We start from the raw sequence: 16,597 nt of genomic DNA, 5'->3' as shown, positions 1-16,597 counted from the left end.
CCTCTTCCAAGGAGAACCACGTGAACCACACTCCCCAAGGCGGCTCAGCCCATGCCCGGCAACCGCTCGAACTCGGACGCAGCGGACGCACACCGGTACTGCTGCGGAACCGGCTCGCCTCCTCGCCGATGGAGCGCAACTACGGAACCACCGACGGCCGGATGACCGAACAGTACCTGGACTACCTGCTCACCCGGGCCAGGGCGGGGCTCGGAATCGTGACGACCGAAGCAACGTACGTCCGTGCTGACGGCAAGGGGCGCACCCATCAACTGGGCCTGCACACCGACCGCACCGTACCCGGTATGAAGATCTTCACCGACGCCGTCCATGCGGAGGGCGCCCTGGCCGCCGTCGAAATCAACCATGGCGGCCGCACCGCACAGGCCGAGGTCACGGGATTCAAGAACGTGGCGCCGTCACCGTCTGCCTGCGATGTTGCCGGCGGTGAACTGCCCCGCGAGCTGACCACGGAGGAGGTCCGCGAGCTGGCCGCCGCGTACGGGGAGGCAGCGCGCCGGGCCGTTGAGGCCGGTTTCGACATCATCAATATCCACGGCGGCCACGGCTACCTGGTCCACCAGTTCATGTCTCCGCGCACCAATTGGCGCCGGGACGAGTTCGGTGCCGGCGAGGCGTTCGTGAACCTGGTTATCGACGAAATCCGCGCCCGGGTGCCGCAGGCCGTCGTCGGGATCCGCATTTCCGTCGTGGAAGGCGTCGAGGGCGGGCTCGATGCCGCTGCTCAGCTCGCCGTCCTGGACCGGGTCAACACTGACGCCCTGGACTTCATCGACCTCTCCGCCGGCAGTTACGAGGCCGGGGAATGGATTGTGCAGTCCGGCGAATGGGCGCCCGGGGTCCTGGGCCGCTACGCCCGGGAGTACCGCCGCTACGGCCTGCCGCTGGGCCTGGCTGGCCGGTTGAACTCCCCGGAAATCATCGACGCCGTGCTGCGGGACGGTTTGTGCGACTTCGTCTCGCTCGGCCGGGCCGTGCACGCCGACCCGGACTTTGTTCCCGCCGTCCTGCACGGCAAACGCTACCGCCCCTGCATCGCCTGCAACGTCTGCATCGACAATCTCGGCATCGGGCAGGTCACCTGCACCGTCAACCCGGCCGTCGGCCGGTCCCGGACACCCGTTCCGACGCCCGCGGTGCGGCCCGGTTCCCGCGCCGTCGTCGTTGGCGCCGGCCCTGCCGGCCTGACGGCGGCCCGCGAACTTGCCTGCGCCGGTGCCCGGGTCACGGTGCTCGACGCCGGCACCCGGCTGGGCGGCGACTTTGCCCAGGCCGAGCGCATGAAATCCACGCCGGACTTCCACCGCTTCACCAGCTGGGCCGCCGAGGAGAACCAGCGCCTTGGCATCCAGCTTCAGCTCGGCACCACCGTGGACACGGCCCGTCTGGACCGGCTCGCCGTCGAACATCAAGCGGACACCATTGTCCTCGCCACCGGCGGGATCCGGCCGGAGCAGGATTTCGCCGGAGCCGGCGGTCCCCTGGTCTCCGACGTCCGTGCCTGGCTGCAGGCCCACCAGGGCATCCTCGACGGCACCGAACCCGCCCCCGCGGCCCTCACGATCTGGGGCACGGACTCGGTGGCCATGAGTGTCGCTGACAGCCTGGCGGACCGCGGCACCGCGGTGCTGCTCGTTGGTCCGCAGGAGGTAATTGCGCCTGAGGCTGGACGCCGGGCCAAAATCCTTGCGGCCCCGCGGCTGCAGGCCAATCCGGTGGTGCGGATCCGGCTGGATTCCCGCATTGCCGAATTTGCCGATGGACGGCTCCGGATTGTTGGTCCCCACGGTGAGGAATGGCTGGACGCCCCGGGCGAGCTTCTGGTCTCCCGCTCCGTGCTCCCGCTCAGCCCGGCCATCAGCCCCGAGGGACGCGAAGCCGCGCTCAGCCGGGCCGCCGGAGTGCCGGTCACCCTGGCCGGTACGGTGGTGGACCAGTTGCCGGCCATCGCTTCCAACGCCATCAAGAGCGGCTTTGATGCCGGCCAGCGGGCCGCCGCCTACCTCGCCGGCGCCGATCCCGCTTCCGGGGCCACACCCGCACTCGGCGACCCTGCCTCAGCGCCGGCCGCCGTGGTTTCGCTGGAGGCTGCCCGATGAGCGCCGCACGCCGCCAGCTCGGCATTGCCCAGCTGTCCCTGCTGCAGTCCTCCCCGCCGGAGCTGGTGTCCCTGGCCGCAGCGGCAGGATTCGATTTCATCGGCGCCCGGGTACGCCCGGTGACCACCGCCGAGCAGCCCTTCAACGTCCAGCCCGGATCCTCCATGCTGGCCGAGACACTCGCCCGGATGGCGGACACCGGCGTCCGGGTCCACGACATCGAGTTCCTGCTGCTGGACGGCAGCGATCAGCGCGCCGCCTGGCTGGCCATGATGGAGGCAGGCCAGGCACTGGGTGCCGCGTCGCTCACCGTCGCGGCCAGCGATCCTGACCTGTCCCGGCTCGCGGACACGCTCGCGCAGATGACCGCGGACGGCCGGGCGTACGGCATCATGCCGACCTTGGAGCCCATCTCCTACCAGGCGGTGAACTCCATCCCGGCGGCGGTCGAACTTGCCCGGCACGCCGGCTGCCGGATCGTCGTCGATGCCCTGCATGTGCGGCGTTTCGGCGGAACACCGGAGCAGATTTCGCAGAATGCGGATCTGGTTCCGCTGCTTCAGCTGTGCGACGGACCGGTGCAGCGGCCGGCGGACAGGCCTGGCCTGGTCACCGAATCCCGGTCCGAACGTGGAGTGCCAGGCAGCGGCGGCTTTCGCCTGGCCGAGCTCGTGGCTTCGCTGCCGGCCGGCGTGCCGGTGAGCGTGGAGACCCCCTCTGACAGCACCGTGGCCCGGATCGGCGAACTGGCCTGGGCAAAACAGCTGCGGGCCGCCGCCGTAGATGTGCTCGAAGAAGCCGCTGCTCTGCCCGCGGCACCCGAACTGTGAGAGCCGGCCCAGACATGACATCCTCCAGCACCGCCCCGAAGAAGCAGCTCGAAATCGCACCGGGAGCACTCATCCCGCTGATCGGTCTGGGTACGTGGCCGCTGGTGGACCGGGAGGCCGCAGACGCCGTTGCCCGCGGTATCACCAACGGGTACCGCCATGTCGACACCGCGGAGAAATACGGCAATGAGGAAGCGGTCGGCGAAGGAATCCGCCGCGCAGGGATTGACCGGGCCGAACTCTGGGTCACCAGCAAACTCAGCCTCGCCGGCCACTCCCGCACCGCCGTCCGAACCGTTTACGGTGAAGCGCTGAAGCGGCTGGGACTTGTCTATCTGGACCTTTTCCTTATTCACTGGCCCAATCCCGGGCTGGACCGCTACATCGAAACCTGCGCTGGCCTGCAGGATCTGGTCGACGAAGGGCTCCTGCGCGCCTGGGGAGTCTCCAACTTCAAGCCCGCGCACCTGGACCGTGTCGCCGCCGAGGGGCTGAAGCCGGCGGTTAACCAGATCCAGGTGGATCCCCACCACCTGCAGCGGGGCCAGCTGGAGCACCATAACGCACTCGGTATCGCCACCGGGGCGTACAGCCCGCTGGGGCGGGCCGGTGCCTTCCTCGACCACCCGGCCGTCACGGGCCCTGCCGCCCGCTACGGCAAGACGCCCGCCCAGGTGGTCCTGCGCTGGCATCTTGACTCCGGCCGCATAGCAGTACCGAAATCAGCCAGCGACGCCCGCCAGCGCGAAAACCTGGACGTCTTCGACTTTGTCCTCACAGACAGCGAGTGTGCCGCCATCAACGCCCTGGACACCGGGGCGGGTCCGCGCCTGGACGCCGACGAGTACGGCCACTAACCCCGCCGCCCCACCCACACCGAACCACCGAAATGGATCCACGCCCATGAGCACCACCACCGCCCAGCCCCTCGACGTCGACGTCCTTGTGATCGGTTCCGGGGCCGGCGGCCTCTCCGCCGCCGTCACCGCCGCCTACCACGGGCTGAAAGTCGCCGTGGTGGAAAAAGCCGCAGTCTGCGGCGGGGCCACCTCCTGGTCCGGAGGGTGGGCCTGGACGCCCGGCAACCCGCTGGCCAAGGCTGATGGCGTGGACGAGGACCGCGAACAGTTCCGCACCTATCTGCGCCACCGGCTGGGTGACAACTACGACGCCGGCCGCGTGGAGGCTTTCCTGGAGGCCGTGCCGCACATGGTGGGCTTCTTCGAACAGAAAACCAGCCTGCAGTTCACGCCCGGAGCCAAAATCAACGACATCTACGGCAAAACACCGGGCGCCGGCACCGGGCACCGCTCCGTGGGCCCCGCCCCGATCAACGCGCGCCGCATCCGGCCCGAGGTACGGGCCAAGATGCGCCACCAGCTGTACGAAACGTCCTTCCTGGGCATGGGCATCATGGCCGGACCGGACCTGACGAAGTTCCTCGGCGCATCCCGGGGCAGCATCAGCGGCTTGCTGCACGCAGCCAAGCGGTTTGTCCCGCATGTCTTCGACCTGCTGATCCACCGCCGGAACATGCAGCTGGTCAACGGCACCGCCCTGACCGGCCGGCTGATGAAATCCGCAGACGATCTGGGGGTCGAGATCCGGGTCTCGACCCCGGCGCGACGGCTGCTCACCGACGCCGCGGGAGCCGTGACCGGAGCCGAAGTGGAAGGCCCGGACGGCCGGTATGTGATCACGGCCAGGCGCGGAGTCGTGCTCGCCACCGGCGGGTTCCCGCAGGACGTCGAGCGGCGCCGAAAGCTGTTCCCCAAAACTCCCACCGGCATCGAGCACTGGACGCTGGCCCCGAAGGAGGTAACCGGCGACGGCCTCACCCTGGCCGAGGCGGCGGGAGCACAGTTCAAAACCGACCTGGCTTCACCCGCTGCCTGGTGCCCGGTATCCCTGGTCCCCTACGCCAGCGGCCGCGAGGGCGTTTTCCCGCACATCATGGACCGGGCGAAACCCGGCAGCATCGGCGTACGGCGGGACGGCAAGCGGTTCGTCAATGAGGCGAACGGGTACTACGACTACGTTGCCGCGCTCTTCGAAGCCACCCCCGAGGGGGAAGAGGTTGCCTCTTGGCAGATCGCGGACGCCCGGTTCGTCCGCCGGTATCCGCTTGGCATGGCCAAGCCGCTGCCCGTGCCGCTGTTCCCCTACCTGCGCTCCGGCTACCTGAAGAAGGGCCGAACTCTGGAGGAACTGGCCCGGAACTGCGGAATTGATCCGCAAGGCCTCAAGGACACCGTCGCCCGGTTCAACGAGCATGCAAGGCGCGGCGCCGATCCGGACTTCGACCGCGGGGAGACCAGCTTCAACCGCTACGGCGGCGATCCGAAGACCTCCCCCAACCCGTCACTGGCCCCGCTCGAGAAGGGCCCGTTCTACGCCGTCAAGGTGGTTCCCGGCAGCTTCGGAACCTTTGCCGGGATTGACGTTGATTCCCGCGCCCGGGTCCTCAACGCCGCCGGCACGCCCATCGGGGGGCTGTACGCCGTGGGCAATGACCAGGCCAGCGTGATGGGCGGCCATTACCCGGCCGGCGGAATCAACCTGGGGCCGGCTCTGACCTTCGGCTATGTGGCGGCGCGCGACGCAGCCGGGGTCACGGCCTACGAGGACGCCCCCGGCGCTGTGCCTGCCATTTAGTTCCCACCGTCTGGCACGGGTCCTGCTGGGCTGCTGGGCTGCTGCGCCTTAGTGTCCGGCGTTGTCCGGCGTTGTCCGACGTTGCCCGGCATTACCCCGGCATTGCCCGGCGGCTAGGTCCCACTCCAGCTCCGGAGCCTGCTCCGGCCTGGTGCCTCCCCTGCCTGGTGCCTCCCCTGCCCCTCTGCCCGAACCAGCTAAGCCTTCAGCGCCAGCACAAACGGCAGCACGGATTCCGCGCCGGCCAGCCGCAGCGTGCGTCCGGCTTCGGTCAGGGTCCAGCGGCTGTCGGCGAAGTCGTCCACCAGCAGCACCGGGCCGGGGTTGGCGGCGAACCAGTCAGCCCCGCCGTCCGGCACCGCGAACTGCTCCCAGACCGAGGCCAGCCGGAAGGCACTGTTACCCCCGGAGCCGCCTGACGGTCCGCCGTGGGGAAGCTGCAGGGCGCCCAGATACGGAATCCGGCCGAGCTCGGAGAGTCCCTGCGCCAGGGAACCGACCAGCTGCGGACGCGTTCGGCTCGGCACACTGACAATTGCGACGGGCCGTTCCTGCCAGCCCCACTGGGCCAGCACCTGGACGCAGCCCTGCAGCAGCGCCTGGTCCACGGGTGTGTCTTCAGCTCCGGACGCGAAAATCTCGCGCAGGCGTCCGCCCCAGCCGAGGTCGGTCAGGCGGGCCAGTGCCCGCCCGGTGGAGATGGCGGCGTCGGGCTTGATCTTGCCCTTCACCGGCACTCCCAGACGGTCCATGCCGGTGGGGTACATCCCGCGCGGATCGATGTCCACACCCACCCGGCTGAGCGCCTGCCCGGCGCTGTCCGTTGCCTCGGCGGCGACGTCGTCCGGATACCAGCGCCCCGCGCAGTTGTCGCACCGCCCGCAGGGAGCCGCCGCGGGATCATCCAGCTGCCGGGAGAGGAACTCCATCCGGCAGCTGCTGGTGTTCTCGTAGTCCAGCATAGCCTGCTGTTCCTTGACCCGGGCTGCGGCGATCCGCTCATACCGCTCGCGGTCGTACGTCCATGGCCGTCCCGTCCCCCGCCAGCCGCCGGTGACCCGCTCCACGGCGCCATCCACGGCAAGGACCTTCAGGAGCAGTTCCAGCGGTGAACGTTTCAGGTTCACCAGGGTTTCCAGCGCCGCCGTTGAGAGCACCGATCCGTCCGCCAGTTCCCGCAGGACGGCGTTGGCCGGGCCTTCGGCCGGCATGGACGAGGTTGCGAAGTACTCCCAGATGTCCCGGTCTTCGGAGCCGGGCAGCAGCAGCACATCGGCGTTGGGTGTGCCGCGGCCGGCACGGCCGACCTGCTGGTAGTACGCCACCGGAGACGAGGGTGCACCAAGGTGCACCACAAAGCCGAGGTCCGGCTTGTCGAACCCCATGCCGAGCGCACTGGTCGCCACCAGCGCTTTCACTTCGTTGTTCTTCAGCGCCGCTTCGGCCTGTTCGCGGTCCGCCGGATCGGTGCGGCCGGTGTAGGCCAGCACCTGGTGCCCGGCCTTCTGCAGCAGCCGCGCGGTGTCCTCGGCTGCGGAGACGGTCAGGGCGTAGATGATGCCGCTGCCGGGCAGGTCCGCCAGGTGGGTGAGGAGCCAGGCGAGCCGGCTGCGCGGGCTGGGCAGCCGGAGCACCCCCAGGCGCAGGGAATCCCGGGCGAGGGCGCCGCGGATGGTGAAGACCTCTTCACCGCCGGAAGCCAGCTGCTCCTCCACATCCTTCACAACGCGGGAGTTGGCTGTGGCCGTGGTGGCCAGCACCGGCACCGCGGCCGGCAGCTGCTCGATCAGGTGCCTGATCCGCCGGTAGTCGGGCCGGAAGTCGTGTCCCCAGTCGGAGATGCAGTGGGCCTCGTCAATCACCAGCAGGCCCGAGCGGCGGATGAGTTCCGGGAGATGATTCTCACGGAACCCGGGGTTGTTCAGCCGTTCCGGGGAGACCAGGAGGACGTCGACGTCGTCTGCTTCCAGCCGGGCGGAGATGTCCTGCCATTCGAGCTGGTTGGCGGAGTTGATCGCCGCCGCGCGGACTCCGGCGCGGGCAGCCGCGGAGACCTGGTCCCGCATCAGTGCCAGCAGCGGCGAGACGATCAAGGTGGGGCCGGCTCCGCGCGCCCGCAGCAGCAGGCTGGCCACGAAGTAGACCGCGGACTTGCCCCAGCCGGTGCGCTGGACCACCAGGGCCCGCCGCCCACCGCGGACCAGGGCCTCGATCGCCTCGTACTGGCCTTCGTGGAACTCGGCATCCTCCCGGCCCACCAGAGCCCGCAGCAAGGAAGTTGCCTCTGCACGCAGGGCTGCGGCCTCGCCTGGGCCGCCGGCCGGGCCGGGGTTGGATGCGGAGGAAGACTGGACGTTCTGCGCGGAGACGGATGCGGATTCCATACCTTCCACTATTCCAGCCTCCGCCGACACCGGGGCGCGTTCCGCCGGGCACCTGTGGAAAAAGCCGCCTGTGCACAGCCGGCGGCGGCCTGCTTGCCGGGCTGGCCTGCGCTCCCCTATAGACTTCAAGGCGTGACTACTGCATTTGATCTCTCTGCGTCCTTCAAGGCCTACGATGTCCGGGGTGTCGTCGGCGAGACCATCACCCCCCAGATCGTGAAAGCTGTCGGCGCTGCCTTCGTGGACGTGCTGGAGCTGGCCGGGGAAACCATCGTGGTTGGCGGCGACATGCGCCAGTCCTCCCCCGAGTTCATTAAGGACTTCGCTTCCGGTGCCACCGCGCGCGGTGCGTTTGTGCTGCTCCTGGATCTGATCTCCACTGACGAGCTCTATTACGCCTGCGGTTCCCTGAATGCAGCCGGTGTCACCTTCACCGCCAGCCACAACCCCGCGCAGTACAACGGCATCAAGATGGCCAAGGCCGGTGCTGTTCCCATCTCCTCCGAGACCGGGCTGAAGGAAATCCAGGAGGCCGCGGAACGCTACCTCAACGACGGCGTCATTCCGTCCGTGGAAAACCCGGGCCAGGTCAGCGTCAAGGATGTCCTCGGCGACTACGCCGCGTACCTGCGCAACCTGGTGGATCTCCGCGGCATCCGCCCGCTCAAGGTTGTGGTGGACGCCGGCAACGGCATGGCCGGTCTCACCACGCCCGCCGTGCTGGGAGATTCCCTCCTGCCCGGCCTGCCCCTGGACATCGTCCCGCTGTACTTCGAACTGGACGGGTCCTTCCCGAACCACCCGGCCAACCCGCTGGAACCGGAAAACCTCCGCGACCTGCAGGCCGCCGTCGTCGAGCACGGCGCGGACCTGGGCCTGGCGTTCGACGGCGACGCGGACCGCTGCTTCGTTATTGACGAGCTCGGCGCGCCGGTCAGCCCGTCGGCGATCACCGCCCTCGTGGCCCGCCGCGAGATCGCCCGGGCGATGGCTGCCGGTGAGGAGGTTCCGGTCATCATCCACAACCTGATCACTTCCCGCGCTGTGCCGGAGCTGGTCGAAGCCTCCGGCGGCCGTGCGGTCCGCACCCGCGTCGGGCACTCCTTCATCAAGGCCCTGATGGCCTCCGAAGGCGCGGTCTTTGGCGGCGAGCATTCGGCGCACTACTACTTCCGCGACTTCTACAACGCAGACACCGGCATGCTGGCCGCTATGCACGTGCTGGCCGCCCTCGGGGAACAGGGACTGCCGCTCTCCGACCTGGCGCGGGAATACGAGCCGTACTTCTCCTCGGGCGAGATCAATTCGAAGCTCGACGACGTTCCCGCCGCTGTGGCCCGTGTCCGCGCGGAGTTCGAACGCCCGGGCGTCACCGTCGATCTCCTGGACGGACTGACCTTCACCTCAGATGACGGCGCCTGGTGGTTCAACCTCCGCGCGTCCAACACCGAACCCTTCCTCCGGCTGAACGCCGAGGCAGAGGACCTCTCCACGATGGAGCAGGTCCGCGACCGTGTCCTTGAACTAGTTAGGAAATGAGCTCATGGCTGATGTAGAACTGGCCGGCGGAGAACCCTCCGCCCAGGTACAGGATGACCTGAACTCGCTGCTGGGCACCGCCCTCGGTGTCACGCAGGAACAGCTCGAAGCGCAGGGGGCTTTCCTGCCCGCTGCCCTCGTGGTGCAGAACGATGGCGAGCTGCGGATGGTCGCCGTCTCCCCCGAGGAGAGCGACGAAGAACTGGATGCAGAGGCGATGATCGACGACCTCTACACCGTGCTGGCGGATCAGAAGGACCAGAACCGCGCCGTGGCTGTCTTCTCCGACATCACCCTGCCGGATGAGGGCACCGACGCCATCCACGTGGTGGCCGAGCACTCCGAAAGTGTGTGCATCTCCGCGATCCAGACCTACTCCGAGCAGGATGGTCAGTGGACCTTCAGCGACCCGATCTGGGAGTCCGGCGAGCCGATCGTCTGGGCTGCGGACGACACGGGGGAAAACTCAGCGGACGACGCCGAGGCCTAACCTGCCCCACTTCCTACGGGGCGGATGCGCCCGGCGGAAACAGCACTAAACAAAAGGGAGGATCCCGCACCCGGTGCGGGATCCTCCCTTTTGCCTGCGTTCAGCTGCTACTTGGCCGCAGCGAAGCGCTCCTTGACCTCGGCCAGCTTCGCGGAGAGCTCCTCCGGCAGCGACTCACCGAAGCGGGCGTACCACTCGTCGATGCCGGCCAGCTCGGTTTCCCACTCGGCGGGGTCCACGTTCACCGCGGCCTCAACCTCGGCCGGGGTCATGTCCAGGCCCGCGAGATCGATCGAGTTCCCCGTCGGCACAAAGCCGATCGGAGTCTCGACGGCGTCTGCCTTGCCTTCGAGGCGCTCGATGACCCACTTGAGCACACGCGAGTTCTCGCCGAAGCCGGGCCAGGCGAAGCCGCCGTCGGCCGTGCGGCGGAACCAGTTGACCAGGAAGATCCCCGGCAGCTTCTCCTGGTCGGCTTTGCCGCTGAGGGTGATCCAGTGCTTGAGGTAGTCACCAGCGTCGTAGCCCATGAACGGCAGCATGGCCATCGGGTCGCGGCGGACAACACCCACGGCACCGGCGGCAGCGGCAGTGGTCTCCGAGGACAGGGTGGAGCCCATGAAGATACCGCTGGCCCAGTCGCGTGCCTGGGTTACCAGGGGCACCGTGGTCTTGCGGCGTCCGCCGAACAGGATGGCGGAAACCGGCACACCCTCCGGGGAATGGTATTCCTCGGCCAGCATGTCGATCTGGTCGATCGGAGTGCAGAACCGGGAGTTCGGGTGGGCTGCCGGGGTCTCCGTCTCCGGGGTCCAGTCGTTGCCCAGCCAGTCGGTCAGGTGCGCGGGAACCTCGTCGGTCATTCCCTCCCACCAGACACCGCCGTCGTCAGTCAGCGCGACGTTGGTGAAGATGGAGTTGCCCTTGGCAATGGCGCGCATCGCGTTCGGGTTCGTGCTCCAGCCGGTGCCCGGAGCGACGCCGAACAGGCCGGCCTCCGGGTTGGTGGCGCGCAGTTCGCCGTCGTGCCCGAAGCGCAGCCAGGTGATGTCGTCGCCCAGGGTCTCGACCTTCCAGCCTTCGACCGTGGGGTCAAGCAGGGCCAGGTTGGTCTTGCCGCAGGCAGAGGGGAACGCCGCGGAGACGTAGTAGTCCTTCTTTTCCGGGCTGGTGAGCTTCAGGATGAGCATGTGCTCGGCGAGCCAGCCTTCGTCCCGGGCCATCACGGAGGCGATCCGCAGGGCGTAGCACTTCTTGCCGAGCAGCGCGTTGCCGCCGTAGCCGGAGCCGTAGGACCAGATGGAGCGGTCTTCGGGGAAATGGACAATCCACTTCTCCTCGTTGCACGGCCAGGCCACATCGGCTTCGCCCTCGGCCAGCGGAGCGCCGACGGAGTGCAGCGCCGGAACAAAGAAGGCATCCAGTTCTTCCATCTTCCGCAGCACGTCGGTGCCGATGCGGGCCATGATCCGCATGGAGGCGACCACGTAGGCGCTGTCGGTGATTTCCACACCGAACTTGGGGTCCTCGGCGTCGAGGTGTCCCATCACGAACGGAATGACGTACATGGTGCGGCCGCGCATGGAGCCGGCAAAGAGGCCGTCCAGCTTGGTCCGCATCTGGGCCGGGTCCATCCAGTTGTTGGTGAAGCCGGCGTCTTCCTTCTTCTCGGAGCAGATGAAGGTCTGCTCCTCGACGCGGGCAACATCCTTGGGATCGGAGAAGGCCGCGAAGGAATTCGGGAAGGTTTCCGGGTTCAGGCGGGTCAGGGTGCCGGCGTCGACCAGTTCATCCGTCAGCGCCTTGTTTTCTGCTTCCGAACCGGTGACCCAATAGACCGCGGAGGGCTGCGTCAGCTCGGCCACCTGCTGCACCCAGGCAAGCAGGGCACGGTGGGTTGTGGGCGCCTCATTGGAGGCTCCCTTGATCTTGCTGTCCTGCAATTGGCCAGGAGCAGCGTTGCCGCTCTCATCGAGAACTAGCTGACGCGCGTCATCGCCCATGACTCTTCCCTTCGTTGGGTCAGTGGTGTTTTTTGATGCTATTTGGCCATCCCTGTGATTCCGGTGCGGAAAGATACTACCTATGTGTCCTACACCTCCCCTGTCTCCCTAGATTTCAGGGCAAATTCACCTTTCGGAGGGCTTTGGTGTGACGAAGGTCATATAGACCGGTCTAGTGTTTGGGCGTAATGGAACTCGATTGGCGTTCTCCCTGGAACCCCGCTATAGTTATCTACGGCCAAACAGCCACGGAAGAACTTGAAAGAAGCGCTGAAAAGCGGAGAATCCAAGGATATTCCAGAATGCGTGCGTAGCTCAACGGATAGAGCATCTGACTACGGATCAGAAGGTTGGGGGTTCGAATCCCTTCGCGCGCACCACTGAAAACCCGGTTCGACCAGCAGAAATGCGGTCGGACCGGGTTTTTTCTTGTTCAGCTGCTGGAACCGGAGGCCCACGGCCGGACTCCTCCCCCGCACCTTGTTCCCAGCTGCCCTAGATGAAAGGCTCGTCTCCATGGCTGAATCCTTGGAGACAGACGTTGTAGTCATTGGAGCCGGAGCGGCGGGTGAGAACGCCGCAGCCCGTGTGGTGCAGGCGGGATTTGAGGCCATTCTGGTGGAGTCGGCCCTGGTCGGCGGTGAATGCTCCTACTGGGCCTGCATGCCGTCGAAGGCTCTTCTCCGTCCCGGCACCGCCCTGGCGGAGGCGAAGGCGGTGGACGGTTCCCGCGAAGCGGTAACGGGCCCCCTCGACGCGGCCGCCGTGTTCAAGCGCCGCAACTCCTTCACCTCCGGCTGGGACGACGCTGGGCAGGTCAGCTGGGTGGAAAGAACAGGCATCGGACTGGTCCGCGGCCGCGCCCGGATCAGCGGCGAGCGGGCCGTGGAGATTACCGGCGACGCCGGTGCCGGTGCGCACCTCACGGCCCGGCACGCCGTCGTCCTGGCCACCGGATCCACCCCGGTCACTCCTCCGCTCGATGGCCTGGCAGAGACCGGCTTCTGGAGCACCAAAGATGCCACCTCCGCCAAGGAGGTGCCCGGCCGGCTGCTGGTCCTGGGCGGCGGCGTCGCCGGAACCGAACTGGCCCAGGCCTATGCCCGGCTGGGCTCCGAAGTGTCGCTGGTGGCGCGGCACGGCCTGCTGGAACTGTTCCCGCGTCCCGCCGCCGAGCTGGTCGCCGCCGGTCTGCGGGCCGACGGCGTGAAGATCCACACGGACACGTCCGCCGAACGGGTCTTCCGGGACGACTCCGGGACTGTTGTGATGGCGCTGCCCGGCGGCGAGTTCCTGTACGGCGACAGGCTGCTGGTAGCCACCGGACGGCGTCCGTCCCTCCGCGGTCTGGGGCTGGAGGACCTTGGGCTGGATCCCAAGGGGCTGAAGACCGATGACAGCGGCCTGGTCACCGGCGCCGGCAACTGGCTCTACGCCGTCGGCGACGCCGCAGGGAAGGTCCTGCTGACGCACCAGGGCAAGTACGAGGCCCGGGCAACGGGCGCCGCCATTGCAGCCCGCGCCAAGGGTGAGATCGGCTTTGATGCCCCTCCGCCGTGGAGCCCCTACGCGGCCACCGCGGACCACGGAGCCGTGCCGCAGGTCATTTTCACGGACCCCGAAATCGCGATGGTGGGCCTGACGCCGGAGCAGGCACGGGAGCGCGGGATCCGGGTTTCAGAGACCTCCCTGCCGATCAGCGTGGCGGGGTCATCGCTGTTCGCGGACGGTTATGACGGCTGGGCCCAGATGGTGGTGGATGAGGACCGGTCGATTCCCGTAGGGTTCACGTTCGCCGGTCCGGGAGTCGCCGAACTGCTGCACGCAGCCACCATCGCGGTGACGGGGGAGGTTCCGCTGAACCGGCTCTGGCACGCGGTTCCGGCCTATCCCACCATCAGCGAGGTCTGGCTGCGCCTGCTGGAGAAATACGGGCTCTAACCTTCGGCGGCCCGTGCCACCCGCAGCCAGTCAGCCGCGGGGAACCACAAAGTGGGTGATCTTCGCGTCCCGGCCGTCCAGTTCGGCCCACGGAATCTCCACGTCCATCACAGTGAGCCCGGAGGTCGGGTAGCGGGTGGCCATGTCCATGACCGAGTCCTCGTCGGAGGATACCGAGGCCAGCCGCATGGCCAGATCCTGGACGCCGGGCATGTGGGCGATCACCAGCAGGCTGGTGACGGTCTCGGGCACATGGTTGATGACGGTCAGGATGGAGCCGGCGGAGGCGTCGTACAGCCGGTCCTCAAGTTTCGCGGTCGGAGCCTTCTCCCCCAGCTCGTCGCATACCCAGGTGCAGGTCTGCCGGGTGCGCAGGGCGGAGGAGCAGAGAATGAAGTCCGGAACGGCGTCGTGCTCCCGCATCCAGATGCCGGCCTGCGGCGCATCGCGGTGCCCGCGGCCGGACAGCGGACGTTCGTGGTCCGAGGTGACCTCGCGCGGCCAGTCTGCCTTGGCATGCCTCAGCAGCATCAGTTTTTTTACGTGGTGGCCGCTCATGGGCCAAGTCTATCCGCGCGGGAGGCCGGCACCCGGCCGGCCTCCCGCCCGGCAAACTAGATGCTGTACTCCGGTGCCGCCCAGACGACGACCTCGGGGTGTTCGTAGAAACGGTAGCCCTGCCCGCGCACGGTCCGGACCGTGTTGGCCAGGCGGCCCAGCTTGGAGCGCAGCCGCCGGATGTGCACGTCGATGGTGCGCTCGTTGGGCATTTCCTCCGCGTTGCGCCACAGTCCGGAAAGCAGCTCTTCGCGTCCCACAGTGCGGGAGGCGTTCTCCACCAGGTAGTTCAGCAGCTCAAATTCCTTGAACGTGAGGTTCAGGGTTTCGCCGTCCAGGTGGACTTCGCGCCGGGAGAGGTCGATCAGGACTCCGGAAGGACGCGGAGCGCTGGGCTGTACGGGTGCCGGGGCCGGAGTCTCCTGGCGCAGGCGGCGGTTCACGGTCGGGTCACCCAGCGCCTGGCGAACGACGTCGATATCCGAGCCGGCCGCGTCAGTCGGAGCCAGCGCGACGGCGGCATGGCTCTGTGCACCGGGGACGAGCGTCTGGACGTGCGCCCGGATTTCCTGGGCCAGCTTGGTCAGTGTGGTGCCATTGGCCGCGGCAGTGTCTTCGTCGAGCCCGACGTAGATCACGAAACCGCGGGCAACGTTGTCATTGGATGCGGACGCCGGACCAGCGGCGCCGGCAGGTGCTGCGGCTGGAGTGGGGGCAGTCATGGGCAGCCCTTCAGGAGCTGGGCGGAAGGGGCGCGCACCGGTCGGAATGACCTGGCCGGGAAATTGTTGGGCGGCACCCGGGGCACCGAACTGGCGGGGGAATCCAGCCGCCGACTGGCGGGGCATTCCTGCAGAACGGTTCTGAGCATTGCGAAGGGAGATGTGGACGTACCCGGATGCTACTGACATTTTGGGACCTCATAATGAATTGCCGTCATCACGGCACTATGCAGGGGGTGTGCCCGGTCGAGATGGCGCAGGGGTTGTGCCCTTCGTTGGGCTTGTGTGTTGGCTGGGGATGGGGGGTGGTATCCCTAGGCCTGCATTCGACGACAGCAGTTCTTCGCGCCGGCATGGCTGCCAATGAGAAGATCTGCGACACATGCTGTCGTGTGGATGTTCACGTTACGGATTATTGCATGTAACAAAGAGATACGCACAAGTAACAAAGTCGGGCATGTCTCAGATAGTGGACCATAAGTGGTGTTTTGTGACCGAACTCACGGATTATGCCCTCCTGCCGGAGGATTAGTCACTCCGGACCTGCGGCGCTAATTCGTTCTCTCATAAGGGATTTTTGCCTGGAAAGCCGCTTAAATAAACCAGCGGCTCATAAGCACACTTATGAACCGCTGGAAGTCAAGCGATGGCGATTTGTCCGCATAGTGAGACAAATGGCGGCGTCAGATCCCCTCTGAGGACTAGTTGACGACTCCGTAGAGCCGATCCCCAGCATCTCCCAAGCCGGGCACGATATAGGCGTTTTCATCGAGGCGCTCATCGATGGACGCCAGGACGATCGTGACGTTGGCTTCGGCCAGTTCTTCCTCGAGGACGCTCAGGCCCTCCGGCGCGCCCAGCAGGCAGATGCACACGATTTCCGCGGCGCCGCGCTTGAACAGGAACTTGATGGCTTCGCGCAGGGTGCCGCCGGTGGCCAGCATCGGATCGAGCACGAAGACCTGGCGGCCGGTCAGGTCATCGGGAAGGCGTTCAGCGTAGGTAATCGCCTCCAGTGTCTCCTCGTTGCGGGCCATACCCAGGAACCCGACCTCGGCGGTGGGGACCAGCCTGGTCATACCTTCGAGCATGCCGAGGCCGGCACGCAGGATCGGCACCACCAGCGGGGTGGGCTTCACCAGCCCGGTACCGACGGCGGCGGTGACCGGGGTTTCGATGTTGACGGGCTCTACCCGGACGTTGCGGGTGGCCTCATAGGCCAGCAGTGTCACGAGTTCTTCGGTGAGCTGGCGGAAGACCGGTGAAGGGGTGTCCTTATCCCGGAGAACCGTCAGTTTGTGGGCTACGAGGGGATGATCCACTACTAGTACGCGCATGAGTACAAACTACCATCG

At 67.2% G+C, this 16,597-nt stretch carries 12 protein-coding genes and 1 tRNA gene; 8 read left to right on the top strand and 5 right to left on the bottom strand.

The annotated features are described in order from the left end of the window. The first annotated feature begins 20 nt into the window (after positions 1-20). The 4 genes from ArtHe_RS17125 to ArtHe_RS17110 are packed head-to-tail and all read left to right on the top strand — an operon-like array spanning position 21 to position 5,605. On the top strand, positions 21-2,120 hold the full coding sequence (locus ArtHe_RS17125; protein WP_248318072.1) for an FAD-dependent oxidoreductase: 2,100 nt from the start codon (positions 21-23) through the stop codon (positions 2,118-2,120). Then, a complete protein-coding gene (locus tag ArtHe_RS17120) occupies positions 2,117-2,950 on the top strand; it encodes a sugar phosphate isomerase/epimerase (RefSeq protein WP_248318070.1) in 834 nt (277 codons plus the stop codon). Before ArtHe_RS17125 ends, ArtHe_RS17120 begins: the two co-directional genes overlap by 4 nt. Before the next feature lie 14 nt (positions 2,951-2,964). Then, the gene (locus ArtHe_RS17115) at positions 2,965-3,807 is read left to right on the top strand and encodes an aldo/keto reductase (RefSeq protein ID WP_248318068.1); all 843 of its coding nucleotides are present in this window, start codon (positions 2,965-2,967) and stop codon (positions 3,805-3,807) included. A gap of 46 nt (positions 3,808-3,853) precedes the next feature. Beyond that, on the top strand, positions 3,854-5,605 hold the full coding sequence (locus ArtHe_RS17110; RefSeq protein ID WP_248318066.1) for an FAD-dependent oxidoreductase: 1,752 nt from the start codon (positions 3,854-3,856) through the stop codon (positions 5,603-5,605). A gap of 197 nt (positions 5,606-5,802) precedes the next feature. On the opposite strand, the gene ArtHe_RS17105 is transcribed toward ArtHe_RS17110, so the two are convergent. Beyond that, a complete protein-coding gene (locus ArtHe_RS17105; RefSeq protein WP_248318064.1) occupies positions 5,803-7,989 on the bottom strand; it encodes a RecQ family ATP-dependent DNA helicase in 2,187 nt (728 codons plus the stop codon). Positions 7,990-8,121: 132 nt separating this feature from the next. On the opposite strand from ArtHe_RS17105, the gene ArtHe_RS17100 reads away from it, so the two are divergent. Beyond that, complete coding sequence (locus ArtHe_RS17100; RefSeq protein WP_248318062.1) at positions 8,122-9,528, top strand: phosphomannomutase/phosphoglucomutase; 1,407 nt, start codon at positions 8,122-8,124, stop codon at positions 9,526-9,528. A gap of 4 nt (positions 9,529-9,532) precedes the next feature. Continuing rightward, on the top strand, positions 9,533-10,018 hold the full coding sequence (locus tag ArtHe_RS17095) for a hypothetical protein (RefSeq protein ID WP_248318060.1): 486 nt from the start codon (positions 9,533-9,535) through the stop codon (positions 10,016-10,018). Positions 10,019-10,125: 107 nt separating this feature from the next. Here ArtHe_RS17095 and ArtHe_RS17090 read toward each other — a convergent pair whose 3' ends face one another. Continuing rightward, positions 10,126-12,021, bottom strand: a complete 1,896-nt coding sequence (locus ArtHe_RS17090; protein WP_248318059.1) for a phosphoenolpyruvate carboxykinase (GTP) — start codon at positions 12,019-12,021, stop codon at positions 10,126-10,128. A gap of 304 nt (positions 12,022-12,325) precedes the next feature. Between ArtHe_RS17090 and ArtHe_RS17085 the strand changes: the two genes are divergently transcribed. Both ArtHe_RS17085 and ArtHe_RS17080 read left to right on the top strand, forming a co-directional pair. Further along, positions 12,326-12,401 (top strand) — tRNA-Arg (locus tag ArtHe_RS17085). A 136-nt stretch (positions 12,402-12,537) separates the two neighbouring features. Then, the gene (locus ArtHe_RS17080; RefSeq protein WP_248318058.1) at positions 12,538-13,962 is read left to right on the top strand and encodes an NAD(P)/FAD-dependent oxidoreductase; all 1,425 of its coding nucleotides are present in this window, start codon (positions 12,538-12,540) and stop codon (positions 13,960-13,962) included. Between the two features lie 30 nt (positions 13,963-13,992). On the opposite strand, the gene ArtHe_RS17075 is transcribed toward ArtHe_RS17080, so the two are convergent. From ArtHe_RS17075 to upp, 3 genes are all read right to left on the bottom strand, one after another. After that, complete coding sequence (locus ArtHe_RS17075) at positions 13,993-14,520, bottom strand: histidine phosphatase family protein (protein WP_066299901.1); 528 nt, start codon at positions 14,518-14,520, stop codon at positions 13,993-13,995. Between the two features lie 56 nt (positions 14,521-14,576). Continuing rightward, complete coding sequence (locus ArtHe_RS17070; protein ID WP_248318057.1) at positions 14,577-15,431, bottom strand: winged helix-turn-helix domain-containing protein; 855 nt, start codon at positions 15,429-15,431, stop codon at positions 14,577-14,579. 512 nt (positions 15,432-15,943) lie between these two features. Further along, the gene (upp, locus tag ArtHe_RS17065; protein ID WP_248318056.1) at positions 15,944-16,579 is read right to left on the bottom strand and encodes a uracil phosphoribosyltransferase; all 636 of its coding nucleotides are present in this window, start codon (positions 16,577-16,579) and stop codon (positions 15,944-15,946) included. Positions 16,580-16,597: the final 18 nt, after the last annotated feature.

It is taken from the genome of Arthrobacter sp. Helios (assembly GCF_023167125.1).
Classification (GTDB): Bacteria; Actinomycetota; Actinomycetes; order Actinomycetales; family Micrococcaceae; genus Arthrobacter_B; species Arthrobacter_B luteolus.
This window is presented reverse-complemented; position numbering and strand designations above follow the sequence as displayed.

Excerpts from the sequence above, each read along its gene's own strand:
- ArtHe_RS17115 (WP_248318068.1), top strand. The coding sequence starts at position 2,965 with ATGACATCCTCCAGCACCGCCCCGAAGAAGCAGCTCGAAATCGCACCG.
- ArtHe_RS17105 (WP_248318064.1), bottom strand. The coding sequence starts at position 7,989 with ATGGAATCCGCATCCGTCTCCGCGCAGAACGTCCAGTCTTCCTCCGCA.
- ArtHe_RS17070 (WP_248318057.1), bottom strand. The coding sequence starts at position 15,431 with ATGTCAGTAGCATCCGGGTACGTCCACATCTCCCTTCGCAATGCTCAG.
- ArtHe_RS17120 (WP_248318070.1), top strand. The coding sequence starts at position 2,117 with ATGAGCGCCGCACGCCGCCAGCTCGGCATTGCCCAGCTGTCCCTGCTG.
- ArtHe_RS17090 (WP_248318059.1), bottom strand. The coding sequence starts at position 12,021 with ATGGGCGATGACGCGCGTCAGCTAGTTCTCGATGAGAGCGGCAACGCT.
- ArtHe_RS17080 (WP_248318058.1), top strand. The coding sequence starts at position 12,538 with ATGGCTGAATCCTTGGAGACAGACGTTGTAGTCATTGGAGCCGGAGCG.
- ArtHe_RS17095 (WP_248318060.1), top strand. The coding sequence starts at position 9,533 with ATGGCTGATGTAGAACTGGCCGGCGGAGAACCCTCCGCCCAGGTACAG.
- ArtHe_RS17110 (WP_248318066.1), top strand. The coding sequence starts at position 3,854 with ATGAGCACCACCACCGCCCAGCCCCTCGACGTCGACGTCCTTGTGATC.
- upp (WP_248318056.1), bottom strand. The coding sequence starts at position 16,579 with ATGCGCGTACTAGTAGTGGATCATCCCCTCGTAGCCCACAAACTGACG.
- ArtHe_RS17075 (WP_066299901.1), bottom strand. The coding sequence starts at position 14,520 with ATGAGCGGCCACCACGTAAAAAAACTGATGCTGCTGAGGCATGCCAAG.